Origin of the sequence: Streptomyces sp. NPDC058295, from assembly GCF_042880655.1 — a bacterium.
GTDB lineage: Bacteria > Actinomycetota > Actinomycetes > Streptomycetales > Streptomycetaceae > Streptomyces > Streptomyces coriariae.
In genome coordinates this window covers 1-19,284 of sequence record NZ_JBHVYO010000091.1, presented here as the reverse complement: position 1 = coordinate 19,284, position 19,284 = coordinate 1, and the positions used below count along the sequence as shown (strand labels likewise).

Sequence of the window (19,284 nt, the reverse complement as noted above, 5' to 3'; positions counted from 1 at the left end):
AGATCGGCAAGGACCAGCAGGGCTTCTTCGACTTCTACCGTACGAAGGTCCTGCCGGCACTGCGCGGCTGACCGCACCGGAACCCCCGAACCACCGGAGGCCGCGAGACGGGCGCCGCGGTCGGGCACGGTTCCTGGCAGCTGCCGGCGGAACTCGTCAAGGGTGCGGTGGAGGTCCTCGACCGCATCGCGCAGTTGCTCTGCCGCACGGCCGTCGGTAGCGCCTGGGGTGACCCGGGTCCGACAGTACAGCTGGACCGCGCGCCGTGTGGCGCAGGAAGTCCGCGTAGGCGTGGGCTCGTACCAGTCGCCGACGGCCAGACCGTCGGCCTCCGCGTTCAGGATCTCCTGCGCCTCATGGGCCGCGTCCTCCAGCGCGGAGCGGGCGTCACGCAGGTACACCGGCGGCCGGATCAGCACGTTGACCGTCAACCCGACCACCGCGGGGACGACCGCCTACCGACTCGTCAGGATCTGCGGGGCGAGATTCTTGATCATGGTGTTGGTCCAGCGCAGTTGGCGCAGGGTGTGCGGGTGGCACTCCGAGACCATGGCGAGCAGTCCTTCGTCCCGGGTGGCCTGGGCGACCTGCGCGAGCATCTCCCAGTTCAGGGAGTTCTCGGTGGCGCTCAGATGCAGGTCGCGCAGGTCACGCAGGAGCAGCAGGCCGGGTTCGGAGCCTTGGGCGGCGGGTTCGGGAGCGTCGGGGGCGACGAGGGTGAGGGCGAGGTCCCGGGCTCGGGCGGCTTCGGCCAGGCGTCGGACGTGTTCGCGGGACCAGTCGGCGAGGTCCAGGGCCACGTGATGCACCTCGTGCTCGGCGCGGTGCCGTCGCGCCACGTGCGTCAGCTGGTCGGCGAGCCGGCTCTCGCCCTCTTGGAGGGCGCCGAGGACGAGGGCGGTGCCGTTCACCGGGCGCCCTCCGTGCGATCGGCCCGGGATGCGGCGAGAGCGGTGGGCCCGCCGGTCGTGGGCGGTACGGCGTCGGCGCGGGCGGGCGCCGAGGCGGTGGTGGTCGGCGCGGGGGCGGGGCGGCCGTCTCCGCGTGCCACGAGGTGCAGCGCTGCCACGGCCGTCTTGAACAGCGGCTGCTTGGAGACGGGGTCCCAGTCGGTGACCGTCGTCTCGTTCGCGGCGCGCCCGGGTATGTCGCCGTGCGGGCCGTGTCCGCCCTCGGTGTCCCAGTAGCCGTAGTGGAAGGGGACGAACAGCAGTCCCGGACGGATGCCGGTCACCCGCAGCCGTCCGCGCAGGGCGCCACGGGGTGTGGCAACCTCGACCAGGTCGCCTTCCGCGAGTCCGAGCGCGTCGGCGTCGCCGACTGCCGCTTCCACCCACACGTCCGGTGCGGCGGCGTTCAACTGGGGCGCTCGCGCGGTCTTCGTGCGCGTGTGGAAGTGGTAGAGCGTGCGGCCCGTAGTCAGATGGAACGGGTACCTCTCGTCCGGCTGCTCGTGCGGCGGGAGGTAGTCGGCGGCCTTGATCACGGCCTTGCCGTCCGGGTTGAGGGCACGATAGGCGGCCGCGTCGTCCGCCGCGCCGGTCCCCAGGTCCTTGCCGTAGCTCTCGCACAGGTCCGGACGGGCCCAGCTGATGCCGTCGGTGTAGAGGCGCCGGGTGCCGTCGGGAGCGTGTTCGTTGCACGGCCACTGGATGCCGCTCGCGCCGCGCAGCCTGTCGTAGGTGAGGCCGGTGTAGTCGCAGGGCCGCCCGGCGCTGCACGCCTTCCACGCCTCGAAAGCGGACTCCGGGTCGTGCCAGCCGATCAGGGGCCTGCCGTCCTTGTCGCGGAAGTCCATGCGGGCCGCGTAGTCGAGGAAAATGTCCAGGTCCGGCCGGGCCTCCCCGGGCGGCTCCACAGCCTTGTCGCACAGGTGCACCGTGCGGTCGGCGTTGGTAAGCGTCCCGGTCTTCTCACCCCAGGTCGCGGCGGGCAGGACCACGTCGGCCAGCTGGGCGGTCTCGGTGCGGAAGAGGTCCTGCACGACGACGAAGAGCCGGTCCTGCGCCAGGACCGAGCGGATGCGGGACAACTCGGGCAGGGACACCGCCGGGTTGGTACCGCTGATCCACAGCATGCGGATCGAGCCCTGCTCCGCGTAGCGGAACATCTGCATCGCATGCGTGGGCGGGGCGTAGTGCGGGATCGTGCCCGGCTCCACGTTCCACACCCGCGCCAGGTCGGCGACATGGCCGTCGTTCTGCCAGTTGCGGAAGCCGGGCAGGTCGCCGTCGGCCCCGCACTCACGCGTGTTCTGGGCGGAGGGCTGCCCGTTCATCTGGAGCACCCCGGCCCCCGGACGCCCGAGCATCCCGCGGATCAGGTGCAGGTTGTTGACCTGCACGGCCGCAGCGGTCGCCTGATGGGACTGGTAGATGCCCTGGAGGACCGTGGACAGCAGCCGGTCGGCCGTGCCGAGAAGCTCCGCCGCCGCTCCGATCGAGGCGGCCGGTACGTCGCAGATGCCGGCCGCCCACCGCGGGGTGCACCCCGCGACCCGCGATTCCAGCTCCTCGAAGCCCACCGTGTGCGCCGCGACGTAGTCGCGGTCGACCCGGCCGGTCCGGATGATCTCGTGGAGCAGCGCGTTGAGCAGGGCCACGTTGGTACCGGTCCGTGGCGCCAGGTGCACGGCCGCCCTGCGGGCCACCCGTGTGGGACGGGGGTCGACGCAGACCAGGCGGGGCGGGTCGGCGCCGTCCAGCCGGTCGAGGATGCGCATCCACTGCACAGCCTGTGTCTCGGCGACGTTGTGCCCGAACAGCGCGATCACGTCCGCGTGGTCGATGTCGTCGTAGCTGCCCGGCTGCCCGTCGCAGCCGAAGGATTCCTTGAGCGCTTCCGCGGCGGTGGCCGTGCACAGGCGGGTGTTGCCGTCCAGATGATTGGTGCCGATCCCGGCCCGGGCCAGCACCGCGAGCGTGTAGTACTCCTCGAGGTACAGCTGCCCGCTGGTGTAGAACCCGATCGACCCCGGGCCGCGGTCCGCCAGCAGGTTGTGCGAGCGGACGGCGATCCGCCCCATCGCCGTGTCCCAGTCGCATTCCACCAGGCGTCCGTTCTCGCGGACCAGGGGGCGGGTGAGCCGGTCGCGTGAGGTGTTCGCCCGCCAGCCGAAGAGGTCCTTCGGCCCCAGCCGGCCACGGTTGACGCGATCGCCCGCCCGGCCGCGCACGCCGGCCATGCGGCCGTCCACGACCGCGATGTCCATGGCGTCCCCGTCGGAGTGCAGGACCGACGCGGCCTGTACCCAGCGCACCCGGTCCGGGTCGACGCCCGGCTCGAGATACGTGTCCACGCGCGTGGGCCACCGCTCGTGCCGGCCGTACGGGGTACGGCCGCCCCACGGCTGCCCAATCCGGTCCACTGAAGCATCCATGTCCGCCTCCCGCGCACACCGACGCCGGTCGGCGCCCTGCCCCCGGTACCCCCGGCCCCGCTCGCGTAACGATCACAGATCCTGACTGCCGTTCAGCCCCCCTGGCGACGCCGTGGGGACCGGCCGTCCACGGGTACTCGGGACTCGAACGGCGGAGAAGAGCACCACCCACATCTGGAGGGATGTCCCATGACCCAACATGTCAGTGACGTCATGACAAGCGCCCTGGTGACCGTCGAGCCGCAGACCTCGGTGACGGCCGTGGCCCGGACGATGCGGGACGAGAACATCGGCGCCGTTCTCGTCACCGACGGCGAGCAGCTACGTGGCCTGGTCAGCGACCGGGACCTGGTGGTGCGCGCGCTGGCCGAGGGCGGCGACCCGAACAACATGACAGTGGCCGACGCATGCAGCGAGGATCTCGTCACATTGGGGCCCGACGACGATCTGACTCTCGCGGTCGAAGTGATGCGCGAGCATTCCGTCCGCCGAGTCCCGGTAGTCGACGAAGAGCGGCACCCGGTGGGCATCGTCTCCCTTGGCGACCTGGCCATCGAGCGCGACTCCGAGTCGGCTCTCGGAGACATCAGCGCCGCGCGGTCCAACCAGTAACACTGAGCCCCGAAAGGAGTGTTTCCCCATGGCGACTCCCGATCGACCCGCGGCGAACTCCGGGAGTCGAACCAGGCGGCGATGTGTCACCCGGTGAAACGCCACCCGCCGAAGGGAGCACCTACGGCATCTCCCATCCCGTGCCCGAACTGCGCAAGGGACGGGGACCGATGCCGCCCAACCTGATGATGGTCGTGAGAGCGATCGGCTGATCGCCATGGTGGTGGCCCTGGTCGCGTAACCGCCCTGAGGTCAGCAGCACGTAGTCAGGGCCGACGCCACTGCTGCCCAGCGTCTGCGTCCCGCCTGCCCACGGACTCGGCTGCGGGCCGCACCGCCCGCAAGCGGGTGCGGCCCGCGCTCTCTCCGTCAGAGCTCAGCTGACAGCCGGGCCGGCTTCCTCGGTACCGGACAGTTCGGCCAGGAACTGATGACACCGGGCTGCGCGTTCCGAGTCCTGCTCCATCACGGTGCGGAAGAACTCGGCGATCTCCTTCTTCCCGGCGTTCTCCGCGTCGCGCACATACTGACCGTAATCGTGTCCAGCCTTCAAAGAGTGGTACTGAACGGATACGAGGTCGTACATGACGTCACTGAATCCCGTTTCACCTGTCGCCATGAGTCCTCCTTGTGTGGAAATCGGAACAATGACCGTGTATCACCACTTTGACGACTGAAACGAACTGCCACCGGTTCCATCAGGCGCGCGGCCGAGGCCCGGCGACAGGTTCTTCGCCGGTGTCCGACGGCGCGGCGCGGAGCGGGCATGGCCGCCGAGACCTGGGGCACACGGATGCGTGTATGACCCATGCGAAGAGTGGCGACCTGGGAGGCTCCCGATGCTCATGGCACACCCGGCCGTACTGATGAACCTCATCGAGCAGTACGAGACCCTGCGCGTCCTGCACGCCGAGAACGGCAGCGAGCAGGCCCGCCAGCGGATGGACGACGTCGCCTACACCCTGTGCGTATCGACCGGCACCCGCGACATCGACGCCGCCCTCATCGCCGCCCGCCACCAACTGCCCGGAGCCCGCACCGAGGACGACTCCCTCCTCAGCGCCTGACCAATGCGCTGCGCTGCGTGCCTCGGTCCTGCCAGCCATGAGATCGGCACAGCGGGGGAACGCGCACGCGCTGCACAAGGGGCCGGTCCGCGACCGGCCCCTCAGCTGTGTCGCACCCAGATGCTGGCCATCCGGCCAGAGTCGCCAGCATCGTCGCTGCAATGCCGGGGGACGTTGTCAGAGGTGGCTATCCGATCCGGCCAATGCCCAGGACGGACAGGCGCCGGCTGTGCCGGTTGATCACCCTGGCACCCTGCCCTGGATCGGTGACCGGCACTCCCTGTACCGCAAGGCGAGTGCGGATGCCGTCACGGGGATACGTACACGGCGTCAGCACTGCCAAAAAAGTGTGGCAGGTACCCCTCGTGCACGAAAGACGGTAGAGGCCGACCTGGATTTCGCCGGGGCGCCTGCGGGACTGACGCGTGGTTTCGGCTTGCCCGTCGGCGACGACGTTCCCAAGATGCGCGAGCGACCGTGACGCCAGCGCCGCGCGGTTAGACCAGCCGTCCTGCGGCTCGCTTCCCCACGAGGCCACGGACGCGGTTCCGCTCGCGCTGTCGCTGGAGGCGGACGGTTTCTCGCTGGGCATGCTCATCGTGTCCGGCTCACACAGCTCCACCGCTTCCGCGCACATGAAGGCCGTGGCGCAGCAGGTCGCCCAGGCCCTACGCCGGGCGGGGCTCCACGAACACGAGCACCGGGTCGCCGAACGCCTCCAGCTCAGCATGCTGCCGCCCTACGCCGCCGCCGGCCACCCGCCGCCACTGCTCATCCACGCCGACGGCACCAGCGCCTACCTCGACCGGGCCACCTCCCCGCCCCTCGGCCCCGTCCGGAACGTCCGCTCCCGGCAGGCCCACACCACCGCGGCCGAGAACGACACGCTGCTGCTGTACACCGACGGACTGATCGAGCGTCGCCGTCCTTCCCTGACGACCGGGCCCTGCTCGCCGTCCGCTTCCCTCCATCGGTCTGAAAGAAGCTCGCAACGGAAGACGCGAGCGCTTCCGGAGCCTCTTCGGCCACGTGGTGCCCGGCATCGATTCCGCGGCCGCGTACGTCCGAAGCCCACTGCCGCCAGATCTTCACCGGGTCTCCGTACAGGTCCTCGAGGTCGTCTCGGAGCGACTAGAGAATCAGCGCCGGACACTGGATCCGTCTCCCGGCGGCGCGGTCGTCCTCCTGTGCCGCCGGTCGATGGTGAGACCGGCCCGGTTTCTCCTCCGACCACGATCACCTGTTCGAAAGCGGTGGCGCCCTGGTGACCATTTCTTGCCCACGCCTTGCCGACAGCTTGGCATGAGAACAAGGGCATGCGGGGCAGGCGAGGAGGTATGACAGTGAACGATTCGCGAGGCACACAGGGCACCGCGCTTCTGTCTGACCCTCTGCGCAACAAGGGGACCGCGTTCAGCGCGACGGAGCGAGCGGAGTTCGGCCTTGACGGGTTGCTGCCGTCCGCGGTGGAGACCTTGGACGACCAGGCCGATCGCGCGTACGCGGCGTTCGCCAACTACGACAAGCCTTTGAACCGGCACATCTACCTGCGCCAACTCCAGGACACCAACGAGGTGCTGTTCCATCGGCTGGTCACCCGCCACCTCGAGGAGATGCTGCCCGTCGTCTACACCCCGACGGTCGGCGAGGCATGCCGCCGCTTCAGCGAGATCTACCGCCGCCCACGGGGACTCTTCCTGTCCTATGAGGACCGGAACCGCTTCCGCGAGATCCTGCGTAACCGCCCGCACAAGGACGTAGACGTCATCGTCGTCACCGACGGCCAGCGCATTCTAGGCCTGGGCGATCAGGGGGTTGGCGGCATGGGCATCCCGATCGGCAAGCTGAGCCTGTACACGGCGATCGGAGGCATCCACCCCGCTCGTACGCTGCCAATCCTGCTGGACGCCGGGACGGACAACGAGGAACTGCTCGACAACCCGCACTACCTGGGCCGCCGCGCGCGTCGGGTGACCGGGGCCGAGTACGACGACTTGGTGGAGGCGCTGGTCGCGGCCGTGGAGGCCGAGATTCCGGGGGCCTTGCTGCAGTGGGAGGACTTCGCCACGGCACACGCCCGGCGCATTCTTACCCGCTATCAGGACCGGCTTCTGACCTTCAACGACGACATCCAGGGCACCGCAGCCGTCGCGCTCGGCGCACTGACCACGGCCGTACGGGTGACACGGACCCGGCTGGCAGACCAGCGGATCGTGATCCTGGGCGCGGGCTCCGCTGCGGTCGGCGTGGCCGACATGATCCGCAGCGCTCTGGTCGACGACGGCATGCCGCGAGCGGAGGCCGCCTCCCGATTCTGGTTCGTGGATGTCGATGGGTTGCTGACCGGCTCCCGTGACGGCTTGACCGACGAGCAGCGGGTCTACGCCCGCGACGACGAGCAGGAGTCGTACAGCCTGGCCGAGGTGGTGGACCGGGTCGAGCCGACCGTGCTGATCGGGCTCTCAACTGCGCACGGGGCCTTCACCGAGGAGATTGTGCGGCGGATGGCGGCCTCCTGTGAGCGCCCGGTGATCTTCCCTCTGTCCAACCCGACCTCTCATGCGGAGGCCGAGCCCGCCGATCTCGTGCGCTGGACGGACGGCAAGGTTCTGGTCGCCGCGGGTTCCCCGTTCCCGCCGGTGGCGGTTAGCGGCCGCGAGGTGCCGGTCGCCCAGGCGAACAACGTGTACGTGTTCCCTGCCATCGGCCTGGCGGTCACGGCGAGCCGGGCCACCCGCGTCACGGACCGCATGATGGTGGCCGCCGCCCGCGCGGTCGGTGACTGCGCCGCCCGGTTCGCCCCCCAGGACAGTGAGGCGCCCGCGCCCCTGCTGCCGCCGCTGCGGGAGATGCGGGACGCTGCCCGGGAGATCGCGTTGGCCGCGGCGACAGCGGCGGTACAGGACGGCGTCGCCCCGAAGGCCACGCAGGAGGAACTGCGCACGGCTGTCGAGGCTGCCCAATGGAGCCCTGTATACGCACGGTGACAGGCTGTGTGACACAGAGATCACATGGCCCGTCTGCGGGCTCTTCGCCATCCGTCGTCGGCGAAGGGCCCAGGAGGCTGTCGCCCCAATCCCTCCCTCGCCGAGTCCGAGCTGGAGAGGAAGTGTTCTGGTTTCCTTTCGCAGCGGCGGCGCAGGCGTCGGCAGCCTGCCAGCCAGGACACGATTCTCTCGACCACCCAGCGGTGACGGCCGAGCCGCGTGGACGACTCGACACCCTTTCGTCGCGTTCGATCTGCTGCGGTTGTCCGGGACGGACAACCACCTCTTGGCCGTATCGGCGGCGTAGGGCCGCGCTGGAGTCCGTGTTCGCCGCCCGCCAGCTGTCGGCGCATGAGGGGCAGGGCCCTCATGTCCCTGCCATACCCAGTGCGCAGGACGTCGCAGCGGCGGTGGCGGCGTACGCAACCCGGGTGCGGGAGACATACGGACGCCTGGACCTTGAAGTCCTCACACCCCTGTCGGACGACCAGCCTGCGGTCGTGGAGTTGGAGGAGGTGTTCGTCGCCCCGACGGTACGAGCGGACCCACAGCGGATTCCCCGCCATCTCCTGCAACGCCCGGATCGTGGTGACATCACGCGTCATCGGCTACCAGCGCACAGCATTGGACGGGGCAGGCTTTTCCCACTTCATGCTGCAGGACCTGGATGAAGTCCAGATCGGCGAGTTCAGCGGCCAGCGCGCGGCGAACGCAGCAGTGCGCTGGGCGGTCTGCGCGCGCATGTCGCGGTCGAACAACTCGTCCAGGCCGTCGAAGACCACCAACGCGTCCCGCGGCGGACATCATCCACCGGTACACCTATGACCGCCGACCGCTGCTGCAGATAGGACTCGCGGACCCGGTAGACCACGTCGCTGTTCACACCCCTTGACCAAGAAGTGGTCCAGCACCCCCTTGGGAAGGGACAGCCCGAAGGTCGCTGTGAAGATGAGCCAGGAAGTCCTCGAAGGAACGCTGACGCCAGTGCTGCTCCGCGCCAGGTACTCCAGGAAGGCACGGTGGACGAACCCGTACACGTCGCCGCCGTAGCAGGAGAACGCGCTGACCTCGGCGGGGCCGGCGCTGTTCACTCCGCTCGCTCTGGGCGTGCCGACCCTACTCGTCGCCTTCTGGATGGCGCTGGCCGGGGCGCGGGCGTCGACCGTGTTCGTGGTGGTGGGGGTGATCGCCGGGCTGGAGTACCTGATCGGCTGGCCGGCGCCTCGGCCCGGCTGGGGTCGTGGTGGAGCTGGGCACCGAGCGCAGCACGCGCGATCGGCCGCAGCCCAACTCCGGCTGGACCTCCGGCGGTTCGGCCTCGGCCGGCTCGGGTGGCGGCTGACCCCGGGCTGCATCGACGGGCGCTCCCCGGTTGGGCGCGTTGAGCCGCCGGGTCGGCTCGGCCGCAGCCGGGTCCTCCGGCCACGGGTGGCGGGGGTAGCGCGGGGGCGGCAGACCAGCCGAACAACTCCTGTAGTTTCACCGCGAGTACGGGCCGCTCGCCGCTGTAGTCGACTCGGACCCGCGAGCCCGGCCATGGGGACCAGCGGGACAGTCAGTATCGGTGAGAACGATCATGATCGGTGGTGGCGGTCCGTCAATGCCCTCGCTCGGGTCGTGAGGCTCCGATCTTTTCATCGACGAGAAGACCGCGATTCGTTACGCGGCCTCCGCACGGCAACTCATGGAACAGTCAGCCGAAGCCGATACCGTGGCTTCACCACGAACCCACGGGCCCACCCCCTCGCAGCACGGCGACGAACCCCCGGGTTCCCACTGAAGACCCTTCACTTTCCTTGAACCCACGGGCATCGTGGCCCTGTCTCGTGAAGCTGCCGTTACCCGCATGTAGCGGAGCGTGACTGACTTCCGAGGTCTGTAGTGGGGCCATGCGGGAAGCATGCCAGCCTTACGGAACCCGAACGATCGGATAGTCGGGACTCGCAGTCCATCAGCCGGAGGCGTGTAGGGGCCAATGACCGGAGGAGGGCCGTTGTACCGAGAGACAAAACCAGTCATGTCGGCAAAGACGTCGGCGGGAAAGCCGTTCCCCTGTTCGGCATGCTGCTTAAGCCGCTCGAACCTGTCCCGGCCCCGCTTCTTCAGCTCCTACTTCGTGACGACGACGCATGCGGAAGGGAAGCGGTCGATGCTGCTGAGGAGCTCTTGGTCGTCTAGCCAGGGCACGCATCCGAGAACAGCAGCGCCCAGAGACCTGTACTGACGCCAGCGGCCCTCTGGATCGGTCAGGAACTCGTCCATCCCAGCGGTCAATCCGCTGAGCACGTCCGTACCGAAGTAGGCGTTGCTGCTCCGCTGGCCGATCCCTGCCTGGTAATGGAACGCTTCCGGGAACTTACGCTCTTCCTCTTCCATCGCTTCGCCCCTCGTCCGTGCGGTGGGCACGGCACATGGGCTCATCCCGGCACCAGACGCGTCTTCCTGGCAGTGGTCGCGGGCCGCTATAGAGGCGCTGGACGCCGACGCGATCCGGGCCGCGATGCCCAGCCCACCGATCTCGGGCGGTGCGGCGGCGGACCGGATCGCCGACGCACTCGGCCCCCCGAACGTGATTGTCGAGCGGGCGAACGTGACGTCGGTCGTCGTCCGGCGGTTCATCGGGCGGAAGCTGCTCACCGAGCTGAGCGCGAACCCCGACGGCTCGCTGGTCCAGCCCGGCCAGGTCGCGGAGGTCTGCCGACGGGAGGACCTGGCGGAGCTGGTCGCCGCCGACACCCCGCTCGGACCGAAGCAGGCAGCCGCGAGGATCGGGGTGCGCAGGGCTGATTTCGACTGGATGCTGCGCCTGAAGTGGATCCACCCCGCTGAGTCGATCGAGGTGCGGTTCGGTACGTCCCGGGCCGGGGCCGTCGATGTCGCGCTCTACACAACGCAAGCCGTCGACGCGCTCGCCGCACGGACCGACATCGACTGGGAGCAACCGCGCTCGGTCAAGAAAGGCCAGCGCTCCCCGCTCGCCTTGCTGCGGCCGGCACCGGCGGCAGCCCCGTCATGACGTCGGCCGTCCGGGACGGGTGGAGTGGCTGGAAGCTCTGCCCGCCCCGGACCGGCGCTGACACACTCGGGACGGTAACGAAGGATGAGTTGAGCCAGCAGGAGCAGCCCTGGCAGCCGGGCCCGAACGATCTGCCCTTCACCACCCACCTGATCAGCCCGCACGGTGACCGGCACCTGGGCTTCAACGAGGACGAAGGCCGGTACTACCGGCTGTGGCAACACAAGTCCCACGAGCAACTCCACACCGGCGAGGCCATCTTCCTGCGTCCCAGCGACATCAACGAGATCATCAGCTTTCCGCCGGCCGCTGGCTGTTCCGCGAGGCTCCGCTGCCGCAGTTCGTGCGCTGGGCGCTGCAGGGGCAGCTTGTCCCCGCGCTGAGCCTGCCGCGGTACCGGAAGGTCTACCGCGTCGTCGACGGCAAGCAGCGACGATTCCGGCGCAGTCAGTGTCGCCTTCCCTCCACGGAGCTTCAGCCCGCCCACAGAGCGCAGTTGACTTCGCGCCGCAGCATACGCTTGCGTGGGCGAAGACGGACTTCGCAGCAGCGAGAACCCAGCGAGAGCTCTTCGACGGCTCACCAAAGCGGCCTTCCCACCAGGCAGCAAGAGCTGCTAGGGATCGACCGGCCCGGCGCGCTGGGGCGTCGGCAGTGTGCGTATGCGGGGCGAAGCCGGCGTCGACGTCGCCCGCGACGCCTCCGGCCGGTGACGCCACCCCGCACGCTGGCACCGCGCCCGCCCCGACCTCTCCCCCGCCGACGTCGCCCTCCTGCAGTCCGCCGCTTCGGGGAGCGCTGCCTGCTACTGGGGGCGGCGTCCGGTGACGTCCCCGCCCGGGTCGTCGGGCAGGGCGATGCGGGCGGTGATGCGTTTTCCGACCGGCTCCCGCTGGACCTCGAATCCCTGGGAGACAGCCATGACGATCTCCAGGCCGTGCTACCCGACCCTGCCCCCATCGGCGGCTCGCGCCACCGGCAGGACGGGATCACTGTCCCACACGACCACTTCCACGTCGGCGGCGTCCGGGTGGTCACCCTGCACGGCGAGATCGACCACGCCGTTACGAACGAGCTCACCGAGGCCGCGGACCGTAGTGGACCTCAGCGGCGTGACCTTCATGGACTCCAGCGGCATCAACGCCTCATCGCCGCCCACCAGGGCATGAGGGACGCTCAGGGATGGCTGCGTATCGTGGGCGCCCAGGAATCGGTGCTGCGGGTCCTTGAGATCGTCGGCCTGGAGCAAGTCATCGGCTGTCATCCCACCGTCGAACAGGCCCTGGCCCCCTGACCGACGCCGTGCCCGGCCACGGCGTTCTACCCGGCTTCCGTGTCCGGCGCGTCCTGCCGACGTGAGTGCCGCTGCACGGCCGCGTCCAGTTCCCGCCCCACCGGCTCCGGCAGCGGCTGTCCCAGCGTCAGGCGATCACCGTCTCAGCCACCGTGTGCAGCTTGGTATTGGTGTGCTGGGAGACCTCACGCAGCACGTCGAATCCGGCGGCCGGCGCGAGCCGATAGACCGCGACAAGGACACCGATGGCCTGGTCCACCGTCGCGTGGGAATCGACCGCATGCCGCAGCTGCTCGTTCTCCTGCTCCAGGCGGGCGTTGCGCGCGGCCCGACGGGCCCCAAGAGTGGGCCCAGCCCGGTCGACCGCGCACGGTCGGGCAGCAAGCACCACCTCATCGTCGATGGGCAGGGCATCCCGCTCGCGGTGTCGCTGACCGGCGGAAATCGCAACGACATCATGCCGCTGCTGGACAAGATTCCGGCCGTCGCGGGCAGGACCGGCAGACCGCGCCGACGGCCGGACGCGCTGCTGGCCGACCGCGGCTACGACCATGAAGTACCGGCGCCTGCTCTGGCAGCGAAGGATCCGCCCCGTGATCGCGAAGCGAGGCCAACCACACGGCACTGGCCTGGGCATCTTCCGCTACGTCGTCGAGCGCACGATCGCCTGGCTCCACGGCTTCCGTCGCCTGCGTATCCGATGGGAGCGACATGACGACATCCACGAAGCATTCCTCGGACTCGCAGTCTGCCTGATCACCCACCGCCACGTCCGACGGCTTTGTTAGGACCAGTTAGCGCAGGGCCCCTGAACTCGCGCGCCGGCCGGGGCCGGCCAAGTGCCAGCCGTACTTCGACAACGACTCGGACAGCGGCCGTCGACGCACTCCCCCCGCGTCGGCGGCCGCTTCCCTGTCAGAGATGTCGAGCTGTCAGAGCTGGAACTCCGCGGGGTTCAGCCCCAGTGCCACGCAGGCCTCCTGGAGGACCATTTGCTCCGCCTGTGAGAAGTGCCCGTCGGCGCCGGCGATGACGATGCCGGTCTGGACCACCGCGCGGGCCTCGGTTGGCTTCTTGGCGGCCTTGGCGATGTCCTGCATCGCCTCGGCCTTCCCCTGCGGGAAGTTACGGGTGAGCTGTTCCACGTGCTTGTGGAAGCGCTGACGCAGCTGCTCCGGCGGGAAGTTCTGCAGCACCTCGTTGCTGAGGATCATCGACTCCATCTGCTGCATCTCGGACGCGTCCACATGGCCGTCAGCCGCCGCGACCAGCGCGCACATCGCCATGCTCGCGTCCCGGTACGCACCGCTCTTCAGCTCGGTCTTGATCGAGCCGAGCTGGTTCTTCAGCAGGCCGACCAGCTGGGCGCGGGATCCACCGTGCGAGCCCGTGCGTGAACCGCTCTGCGAACCATGCCCCCCGGTCGTGCCGCGCCCGCCCTGCGCCTGCTGCTGCAAGCTCTTGGCCTGGTCCTTGAGCCGGTCGAACAGTGCCATTGCCGTCACCTCGGTACTCGTCTGATCGATCTCACCCCGGAAACGGCCCCGCCCCGCAAAAGGTTCCACAGCGGGCCCCGGCATAGATTGCCCTCCATGACCTCCACCGCGGCCCGTACCGCGCTGGACCTCACAGCCGACCTCCCGGTCCCCGACCTGGAGGACCTTTACCGGGACCTGCACCGCCACCCCGAGCTCTCCGGCCAGGCGAACCGAACGGCCGCGCAGTTCGCCGAACGGCTGGGGAAGGCGGGGTGCGACACTGCCGAGGGCATCGGCGGCACCGAAGTCGCCGGGGTGCCGCAACCGGGACGGGCTCGTGGTCCTGGTGCGCGCCGACATGGACGCGCTGCCGGTCCAGGAGGCGACCGGACTGCCGTACGCCTCCAGCGTCTCGCTAGGTCGGATGGCTGCAGCGCTCGCTCCCCTTGGCCGCCGTCGTCATGTCCAGGTCGGCCTTCGGCACTGGATCGGTCCGCCCGGTCGTTGACGGCCAGTCACCTCACCGCGTGTGCCGCGGACCTCGCCGTCGCCGGCCCTAGCTGCCGTTGGCGGCCGGACCGTTCATGGCCGGGCCCAGGTCCACCGGGGTGGACGTGGCGTTCGCCGGCGGGGGCAGGACGACCAGCGGCTGACCGACGGGCGGGACCGGCGGGGTCATGTCCGACTTGGGCAGCTTCGGCGGGGTGGTCTGGGTGAACAGCGTGGTGTCGAAGTCGACCAGACCGGTCTGCTCCATCACCGTGATGTGGTCCAGGACGGTGTCGTTGGCCTGGTCGGCCAGCGCCCGCACCAGCGTGTTCTTCGTCGTCGAGCGGACCTTCGCCACGGTGTTGAAGATCGAACCGTGCGTCTGGCGCAGGATGTTGGCGAAGTCGATGTCGAACTGCTTGCCCTGGTCCGCCTTGAGCGTGTTGACAAACCCTTCCTGCTGCGGACTCGCTATGTTGGGCAGCGTCACGTTCAGCATCGGCGCGATCTTGCGGCAGGTCTCGTCCAGCGCCGCGTGCCCGTCGACCAGGTGCTGGCTGGCGGTGATGACGCCCTTGCTCTGCCCCTTCTGCAGCCCGATCAGCCCGACCGGATGCTCCCAAAGACCGGCTGCGCGCACCGCCACGACGAAGGCCCGGTCGCCCTCGGTGAACGGCCCCCACTGGGTGTTGGCGATGATCCGGTCGCCCGAGGTCGACACGGTGTCAAGTCCGAGCATCGACGGGTAGGCGAGAGCGCCCACGGTCAGGGCCAGCGCGCCCCCTACGACGACAGTGCCCACCATGTTCCGCGAAAGTTGCACCCGTCCTCCTGCCTGTCAGGAAATCCGCTGACCTGCCCACCCGATGGGAGCGGACGAAGAGAACTACGCGCGCGACACCGTTCCGGCTCATCAGACCCAGCAACCTCTTCATAGGCAGGGCACAGAAAGAGCTCTCAGGCCTCCAAAGGGAACCAACTGAAGCCGGAGGCTCGAACTCGACGAGGGTGTGAAGGGTGAGGTCGGTCCCGGCGGGCTGGTCAAGGTCCTCATCCACGTACACGGGTGCCCTACGGCCGCGGCCGGCTCACGCTGAGCGACCACGGCTGGGGAGGTCAGGACGCGGTGGGCGCCGCTTCATCGAGGCCACGGGAGGCGACGAGCTGCGCGCTGCCGTCAGCCAGGCGGTAGCACAGCCCCACCACGGCGGCCTGCCCGGCGGCGACTTTCTCGGCGAGCACCCGGGAGCGGTCCAGCAGCAGGTCCACGGTGTGCCTTATGTGATCGGCGAGGATCTCCTCCGGCTCCACCCGTCCGGCAGCCCGCGCAGCCAGGACGCTGGGGGTCACCCGCTCCACAACGTCCCGCACGTATCCGGCCGGGACCATGCCGTCTTCCAGCGCGGCGCACGCCGCGCCGACCGCACCGCACGAATCGTGACCGAGCACCATCACCAGCGGGCAGCCCAGTACGTCCACGCCGTACTCGATGCTGCCCAGCACTTCCGCACCCATGACGTGGCCCGCGGTGCGCACCACGAACAGGTCACCCAAGCCGCGGTCGAAGATGATTTCAGCGGCCAGCCGGGAGTCGGAACATCCGAACAGAACAGCGAAGGGCTGCTGGGCCGGTGCGATCTCGGCACGGCGGGTGGCGTCTTGGTTGGGGTGCTCAGGGATACCTGCGATGAAGCGCTGGTTTCCGGCCAGCAGCAGCTCGTAGGCGTCGCGGGGCGTCGGGGTCTGGATTTCGGTCATGGCCGCAGCCTATGAGCTGGCACCATCCGTTGGACCGCCTGGCCCTGCCGCAGCTCATCAGGGAGGGCCACGCCGAGGGGCTGGAGCGCCACGCCCAGGCGCCGGGCGAGGGCGGTCTCGAGGTGGGACCTCAGGGCGCGGCTCTGCGGCCCCGCCCCGTGCGGCCTCTGGTCCGCAGCCCTCCGTTTGTCGTCCACACCCGCACAACGAGCGAGGCGCTGCTCGCGCTGTCGGCCGAACGAGGGCGGACCGCCCGCTGTGTAGACGCACCTTCCGTGAGTTGCCCGGCGGTGGGGCAGGCAGGAGGACTCCACTACTAGGGCCGCTGAGCGGGAGACGCCACCATCACCTACGAGCAGGAACCGCAGTGACCGCGACCTACACATAGCCCCAGGCGGCGCGCCCACCCCCGGGAGAAGGAGGGCGCGCCGCCGTGGTGTCAGGTCTGCCGCTGCCGCCGCGCGGCATTCCCCGCAAGGGGGTCGGATGGGTCAGTGCTGGCGGGCAGCTCCTTGAGCGTCTCGCCGTTGCGTTCGGTCAGAGCACACAGCAAGACCATCAGCGGTGCCAGGCCTTGCACGTGCAGAACCACGTGCTGGGCCAGTTCGATCCGGCGCGTCAGATGGTGATGGCCACCGTGGTCGCCCAGGCGGGGGACCCGTCCGCTGGCAGCCATGTCGGCCAGCAGGACCGCTTTCCCACCACCGGAGCCGTCGCTGTGCCGGCGCACGAGTTCTTCCCCGGCCCTGATCCGGTCACGGATGTGGGCGACATCGGCTCGGGCCGCGGACAACAGCCGCTGGAACCTGCCGTCGGAGTAGCTGGCCTGGCCGAACCCGCGGGATCTTGGCTGCCGCCGGACCAGGGAGTCCCAGGCTTCGGGTGCCAGGAGCGAGACGATCGCGTCCATGTCGAGCAGGAGCTTGATGTCCTGCACGTCCTTGAAAGCCGTTTCCTCGCCCGCCTGGGCCGTGCGGAACCGTACGAACCCCTCGACGTGGGCGGCGGTGAGCCGGCCGGGATCGGCCGGTGGGGCAGGAAACTGAGCCAGGAACCGCATCCAGCGGCCCAGACACCACCACGTTCCCGCCGCTGAGGTTCGAGTGCGCAGTCCGCCGCCCGGGCCCGTCCGCTGGGCGAAGGCCCCGGCCAGCGCAATCCACCAGCCCGGCAGCGGGAGCCGGGCCATGTAGGTGCTCCAGCGCGGCCGGGTCGAACGCGACACGGTCCAGCTTCATGCGCGTCGGCGATCAGCTGCGTTGGACCGTGTCCCGTAGGCGCTGCGGGAGTTGATCACGGCATGAAGAAATCGCCCTCCCGCATCATCGCCATCACTGCACTCACCGCCGGTGCAGCCCTTGCCTCCATGGCCCCCGCTCAGGCGGGGATCATCGACGGTGCACTCAACAACGTCGCCACCCTGCAATCCGTCAACACCCTGGACTCACTCGTCAACAGCACCCTCTCAGACGCGTCGAACAACAACGCGAACACGAAAGCGGACGGCAAGGCGAACAACAGCCTCAACCACTGAGCACCTGCACGAGGGAGCCCCGACGCTGGTCGTGCCGGGGGGTGGGGGGTTTCCCTGCGTACGGCTGCTCCGCGGAAGCGGTCGGCTCCGGCTTGATGCCTGCTGTCCCAATGGTCCTTGCCGCATGCGGCCGGTTTGCGACGCTCGTTGTCGAGTTGGTTCTACCGACACGCTTTGACTGCCACTGGCTCCGACCGAGCATCGAACATGGACACCCGCCTGATCACGTTGGCACGTGAGCCTGCTCAGGCCGGCACCGTCTGAAGGCGGTACCGGCCTTCCTCACTCCCCGACAACGCGAGCAGCCTCAGCGCCGGCGGAACTCCTCGGACCAGTGCCGGAGCTGGTCTTCGAGGGTGAGGTTGTCGCCGCGGGCCACGGTCTGGAGCAGTGGGCGCACATGGTCGCTTCGGCGGCGAGACCGACCGGACTGCCCAGGACGGGGAAGGCGTCGCGGACGCGGGCGGCGACGTCCTCCTGGAGCAGCGAGTAGCGTAGAGGGTGGCGGCGTCGAACCCTTCGGGATCGCGCCCCAGCCCTCCCAGTCGAGAATCCTCAGGGGCGAGGTGGCGTTCGCCCAGTGCAGGTCGGAGTGGGCGGTGGTCCAGCGGGTCACGGCCGGGGCCGGGATGCCCACGAATTCGGGGACGCCCGGTCCATGTACTGCTGGCGTACGGCGATGCGGTCGGTGTCGACGGCCGCCACCTTCTCCAGCGTCCCGGTAAGGTCCTGCCACCAGGAGCCGGGCAGCTGGAGGTCGCGCTGGAGGACCGGGTCGTCGGACAGAACCGGCTGGCCGACGCGCACCCACAACTCCGCCCGGTAGGCGGTGTCGTCGTCAACGGCGTCGTGGACAGCCAGGAGGGCGGGACGGCGCCCGTCGAGGTCCCCGAAGACGTGCTGGGCGTCGAGGGCACCGCCCCACAGCTTCCCCGACGCCTTGTTCTGCGGGGAGGCACTCTGAGTGCGCCCCGCCCAACCCCAGAACTCCCCGCCCGGCTCTCGTACGTCCAATGCCTTCGCCGCGCGGGCGTGGCAGGAACGCATGTGCTGTTCGATGTCCGGGTCAGGGGGAGGCGAGTACACCAGTGATCTCCCGCAACTTGGCGGCGGTGAGCGAGGGTTGGGCGACGGCTTCGGCGCCTCCTCCCAGTGTGGCGCACCGGAGGCGGCCAGAAGGACGTCCGTCACTCCTGGGCATGGCGCGACCGCCAGAACACACGCCTGTGCGAGGGTCAGGCCCGGCCGGATGAGGTTGGCGAGCTCCTGGTCGACCATGCCGGGGAGTTCACCACCGTGCAGCGGCGCCGACGCCATCGCCCGCAGCCCCGCCCCGGCTGCGGCCGGGCGCGGGCCCCGGCCGTGAAGGGCCTGCGTGATCGGCGTCATCATCACCAGGCTCGCCGGCATCTGGACCGCGACCAGGTGGTGCCGGCCGCCCGCGGCTTCGGCGGCCAGGGCGAGCAGTTCTCCCATCGGACGACTTCCGCGAAGCCCTGATCTACGTTGGTGCCGGCCTGCTCCTGGACCACCTCGGTCTGCACGTCGATGAACGGCTGAGCAGGCGTGCCCGGTTCGATCGCGGCGGCGGCCTGCTTGACGGAGCGGATGAGCGCGCGTCGCGACCAGTGGTCGGGTCGCGACGCGCGCTTCGCCATGCCCCGCGCGCC

Annotated in this window: 19 protein-coding genes and 7 pseudogenes; 11 read left to right on the top strand and 15 right to left on the bottom strand. The window is 69.5% G+C overall.

The features are described 5' to 3' along the window. The 3 genes and pseudogenes from ACFVYS_RS42965 to ACFVYS_RS42955 all read right to left on the bottom strand — a co-directional run. Nucleotides 1-431: pseudogene (locus ACFVYS_RS42965) on the bottom strand (hypothetical protein); the annotation flags it as partial. Nucleotides 432-455: 24 nt separating this feature from the next. Then, a complete protein-coding gene (locus ACFVYS_RS42960) occupies nucleotides 456-911 on the bottom strand; it encodes a hypothetical protein (RefSeq protein ID WP_389511226.1) in 456 nt (151 codons plus the stop codon). Next, nucleotides 908-3,379, bottom strand: a complete 2,472-nt coding sequence (locus ACFVYS_RS42955) for a molybdopterin oxidoreductase family protein (protein WP_389511224.1) — start codon at nucleotides 3,377-3,379, stop codon at nucleotides 908-910. The genes ACFVYS_RS42960 and ACFVYS_RS42955 overlap by 4 nt, the downstream gene beginning before the upstream one ends. Nucleotides 3,380-3,568: 189 nt before the next feature. Between ACFVYS_RS42955 and ACFVYS_RS42950 the strand changes: the two genes are divergently transcribed. Continuing rightward, complete coding sequence (locus ACFVYS_RS42950) at nucleotides 3,569-3,991, top strand: CBS domain-containing protein (RefSeq protein ID WP_389511222.1); 423 nt, start codon at nucleotides 3,569-3,571, stop codon at nucleotides 3,989-3,991. Between the two features lie 83 nt (nucleotides 3,992-4,074). Continuing rightward, nucleotides 4,075-4,203: a DUF6480 family protein gene (locus ACFVYS_RS42945; protein WP_389511220.1), complete on the top strand. Its 129-nt coding sequence runs from the start codon at nucleotides 4,075-4,077 to the stop codon at nucleotides 4,201-4,203. 164 nt (nucleotides 4,204-4,367) lie between these two features. Here the strand turns inward: ACFVYS_RS42945 and ACFVYS_RS42940 are convergent, their stop codons facing one another. Beyond that, a complete protein-coding gene (locus ACFVYS_RS42940) occupies nucleotides 4,368-4,610 on the bottom strand; it encodes an acyl carrier protein (RefSeq protein WP_389511218.1) in 243 nt (80 codons plus the stop codon). 220 nt (nucleotides 4,611-4,830) lie between these two features. On the opposite strand from ACFVYS_RS42940, the gene ACFVYS_RS42935 reads away from it, so the two are divergent. Beyond that, nucleotides 4,831-5,058: a DUF5133 domain-containing protein gene (locus ACFVYS_RS42935; RefSeq protein WP_389511216.1), complete on the top strand. Its 228-nt coding sequence runs from the start codon at nucleotides 4,831-4,833 to the stop codon at nucleotides 5,056-5,058. A gap of 728 nt (nucleotides 5,059-5,786) precedes the next feature. After that, nucleotides 5,787-5,948, top strand: a pseudogene (locus ACFVYS_RS42930) (SpoIIE family protein phosphatase); the annotation flags it as partial. A gap of 88 nt (nucleotides 5,949-6,036) precedes the next feature. Here ACFVYS_RS42930 and ACFVYS_RS42925 read toward each other — a convergent pair. Further along, a pseudogene (locus ACFVYS_RS42925) lies at nucleotides 6,037-6,275 on the bottom strand (alpha/beta fold hydrolase); the annotation flags it as partial. A 126-nt stretch (nucleotides 6,276-6,401) separates the two neighbouring features. Here ACFVYS_RS42925 and ACFVYS_RS42920 point away from each other — a divergent pair. Then, nucleotides 6,402-8,045 carry an NAD-dependent malic enzyme gene (locus tag ACFVYS_RS42920; protein WP_389511215.1) on the top strand — a complete coding sequence of 548 codons (1,644 nt, stop codon included), beginning with the start codon at nucleotides 6,402-6,404 and terminating at the stop codon, nucleotides 8,043-8,045. A 20-nt stretch (nucleotides 8,046-8,065) separates the two neighbouring features. Here ACFVYS_RS42920 and ACFVYS_RS42915 read toward each other — a convergent pair. Beyond that, nucleotides 8,066-8,296, bottom strand: a pseudogene (locus tag ACFVYS_RS42915) (hypothetical protein); the annotation flags it as partial. Nucleotides 8,297-8,630: 334 nt separating this feature from the next. On the opposite strand from ACFVYS_RS42915, the gene ACFVYS_RS42910 reads away from it, so the two are divergent. Then, nucleotides 8,631-8,870, top strand: coding sequence for a hypothetical protein (locus ACFVYS_RS42910; protein WP_389511213.1), 240 nt, complete (start codon nucleotides 8,631-8,633; stop codon nucleotides 8,868-8,870). 1,284 nt (nucleotides 8,871-10,154) lie between these two features. Here ACFVYS_RS42910 and ACFVYS_RS42905 read toward each other — a convergent pair. After that, nucleotides 10,155-10,421 carry a hypothetical protein gene (locus ACFVYS_RS42905; RefSeq protein ID WP_389511211.1) on the bottom strand — a complete coding sequence of 89 codons (267 nt, stop codon included), beginning with the start codon at nucleotides 10,419-10,421 and terminating at the stop codon, nucleotides 10,155-10,157. A 124-nt stretch (nucleotides 10,422-10,545) separates the two neighbouring features. On the opposite strand from ACFVYS_RS42905, the gene ACFVYS_RS42900 reads away from it, so the two are divergent. Next, on the top strand, nucleotides 10,546-11,061 hold the full coding sequence (locus ACFVYS_RS42900) for a hypothetical protein (RefSeq protein ID WP_389511210.1): 516 nt from the start codon (nucleotides 10,546-10,548) through the stop codon (nucleotides 11,059-11,061). An 89-nt stretch (nucleotides 11,062-11,150) separates the two neighbouring features. Next, nucleotides 11,151-11,444: a hypothetical protein gene (locus ACFVYS_RS42895; protein ID WP_389511208.1), complete on the top strand. Its 294-nt coding sequence runs from the start codon at nucleotides 11,151-11,153 to the stop codon at nucleotides 11,442-11,444. Nucleotides 11,445-11,866: 422 nt separating this feature from the next. Here ACFVYS_RS42895 and ACFVYS_RS42890 read toward each other — a convergent pair. Continuing rightward, nucleotides 11,867-12,076: pseudogene (locus ACFVYS_RS42890) on the bottom strand (ATP-binding protein); the annotation flags it as partial. A 406-nt stretch (nucleotides 12,077-12,482) separates the two neighbouring features. Further along, complete coding sequence (locus ACFVYS_RS42885; RefSeq protein ID WP_389511206.1) at nucleotides 12,483-12,614, bottom strand: ANTAR domain-containing protein; 132 nt, start codon at nucleotides 12,612-12,614, stop codon at nucleotides 12,483-12,485. Nucleotides 12,615-12,689: 75 nt separating this feature from the next. Between ACFVYS_RS42885 and ACFVYS_RS42880 the strand changes: the two are divergent. Then, nucleotides 12,690-13,143, top strand: a pseudogene (locus ACFVYS_RS42880) (IS5 family transposase); the annotation flags it as partial. Nucleotides 13,144-13,287: 144 nt separating this feature from the next. Here ACFVYS_RS42880 and ACFVYS_RS42875 read toward each other — a convergent pair. Then, on the bottom strand, nucleotides 13,288-13,851 hold the full coding sequence (locus ACFVYS_RS42875; protein WP_389511204.1) for a tellurite resistance TerB family protein: 564 nt from the start codon (nucleotides 13,849-13,851) through the stop codon (nucleotides 13,288-13,290). A gap of 96 nt (nucleotides 13,852-13,947) precedes the next feature. Here ACFVYS_RS42875 and ACFVYS_RS42870 point away from each other — a divergent pair. Then, nucleotides 13,948-14,245, top strand: a pseudogene (locus ACFVYS_RS42870) (amidohydrolase); the annotation flags it as partial. 144 nt (nucleotides 14,246-14,389) lie between these two features. On the opposite strand, the gene ACFVYS_RS42865 reads toward ACFVYS_RS42870, so the two are convergent. The 3 genes from ACFVYS_RS42865 to ACFVYS_RS42855 form a co-directional block, all read right to left on the bottom strand. After that, nucleotides 14,390-15,127, bottom strand: a complete 738-nt coding sequence (locus ACFVYS_RS42865) for a DUF4142 domain-containing protein (RefSeq protein ID WP_389511228.1) — start codon at nucleotides 15,125-15,127, stop codon at nucleotides 14,390-14,392. Between the two features lie 311 nt (nucleotides 15,128-15,438). Then, the gene (locus tag ACFVYS_RS42860) at nucleotides 15,439-16,080 is read right to left on the bottom strand and encodes a carbonic anhydrase (RefSeq protein WP_389511202.1); all 642 of its coding nucleotides are present in this window, start codon (nucleotides 16,078-16,080) and stop codon (nucleotides 15,439-15,441) included. Between the two features lie 439 nt (nucleotides 16,081-16,519). Beyond that, the gene (locus ACFVYS_RS42855) at nucleotides 16,520-17,269 is read right to left on the bottom strand and encodes a hypothetical protein (RefSeq protein WP_389511200.1); all 750 of its coding nucleotides are present in this window, start codon (nucleotides 17,267-17,269) and stop codon (nucleotides 16,520-16,522) included. A gap of 111 nt (nucleotides 17,270-17,380) precedes the next feature. On the opposite strand from ACFVYS_RS42855, the gene ACFVYS_RS42850 reads away from it, so the two are divergent. Then, nucleotides 17,381-17,614, top strand: coding sequence for a hypothetical protein (locus tag ACFVYS_RS42850; protein WP_389511198.1), 234 nt, complete (start codon nucleotides 17,381-17,383; stop codon nucleotides 17,612-17,614). 612 nt (nucleotides 17,615-18,226) lie between these two features. Here the strand turns inward: ACFVYS_RS42850 and ACFVYS_RS42845 are convergent. Then, nucleotides 18,227-19,090 (bottom strand): hypothetical protein, encoded by an 864-nt coding sequence (locus ACFVYS_RS42845; protein ID WP_389511196.1) that lies wholly within the window; start codon nucleotides 19,088-19,090, stop codon nucleotides 18,227-18,229. After that, a partial coding sequence (locus tag ACFVYS_RS42840; RefSeq protein WP_389511194.1) for a hypothetical protein occupies nucleotides 19,006-19,284 on the bottom strand: 279 nt, incomplete at its 5' end. The genes ACFVYS_RS42840 and ACFVYS_RS42845, both read right to left, overlap by 85 nt.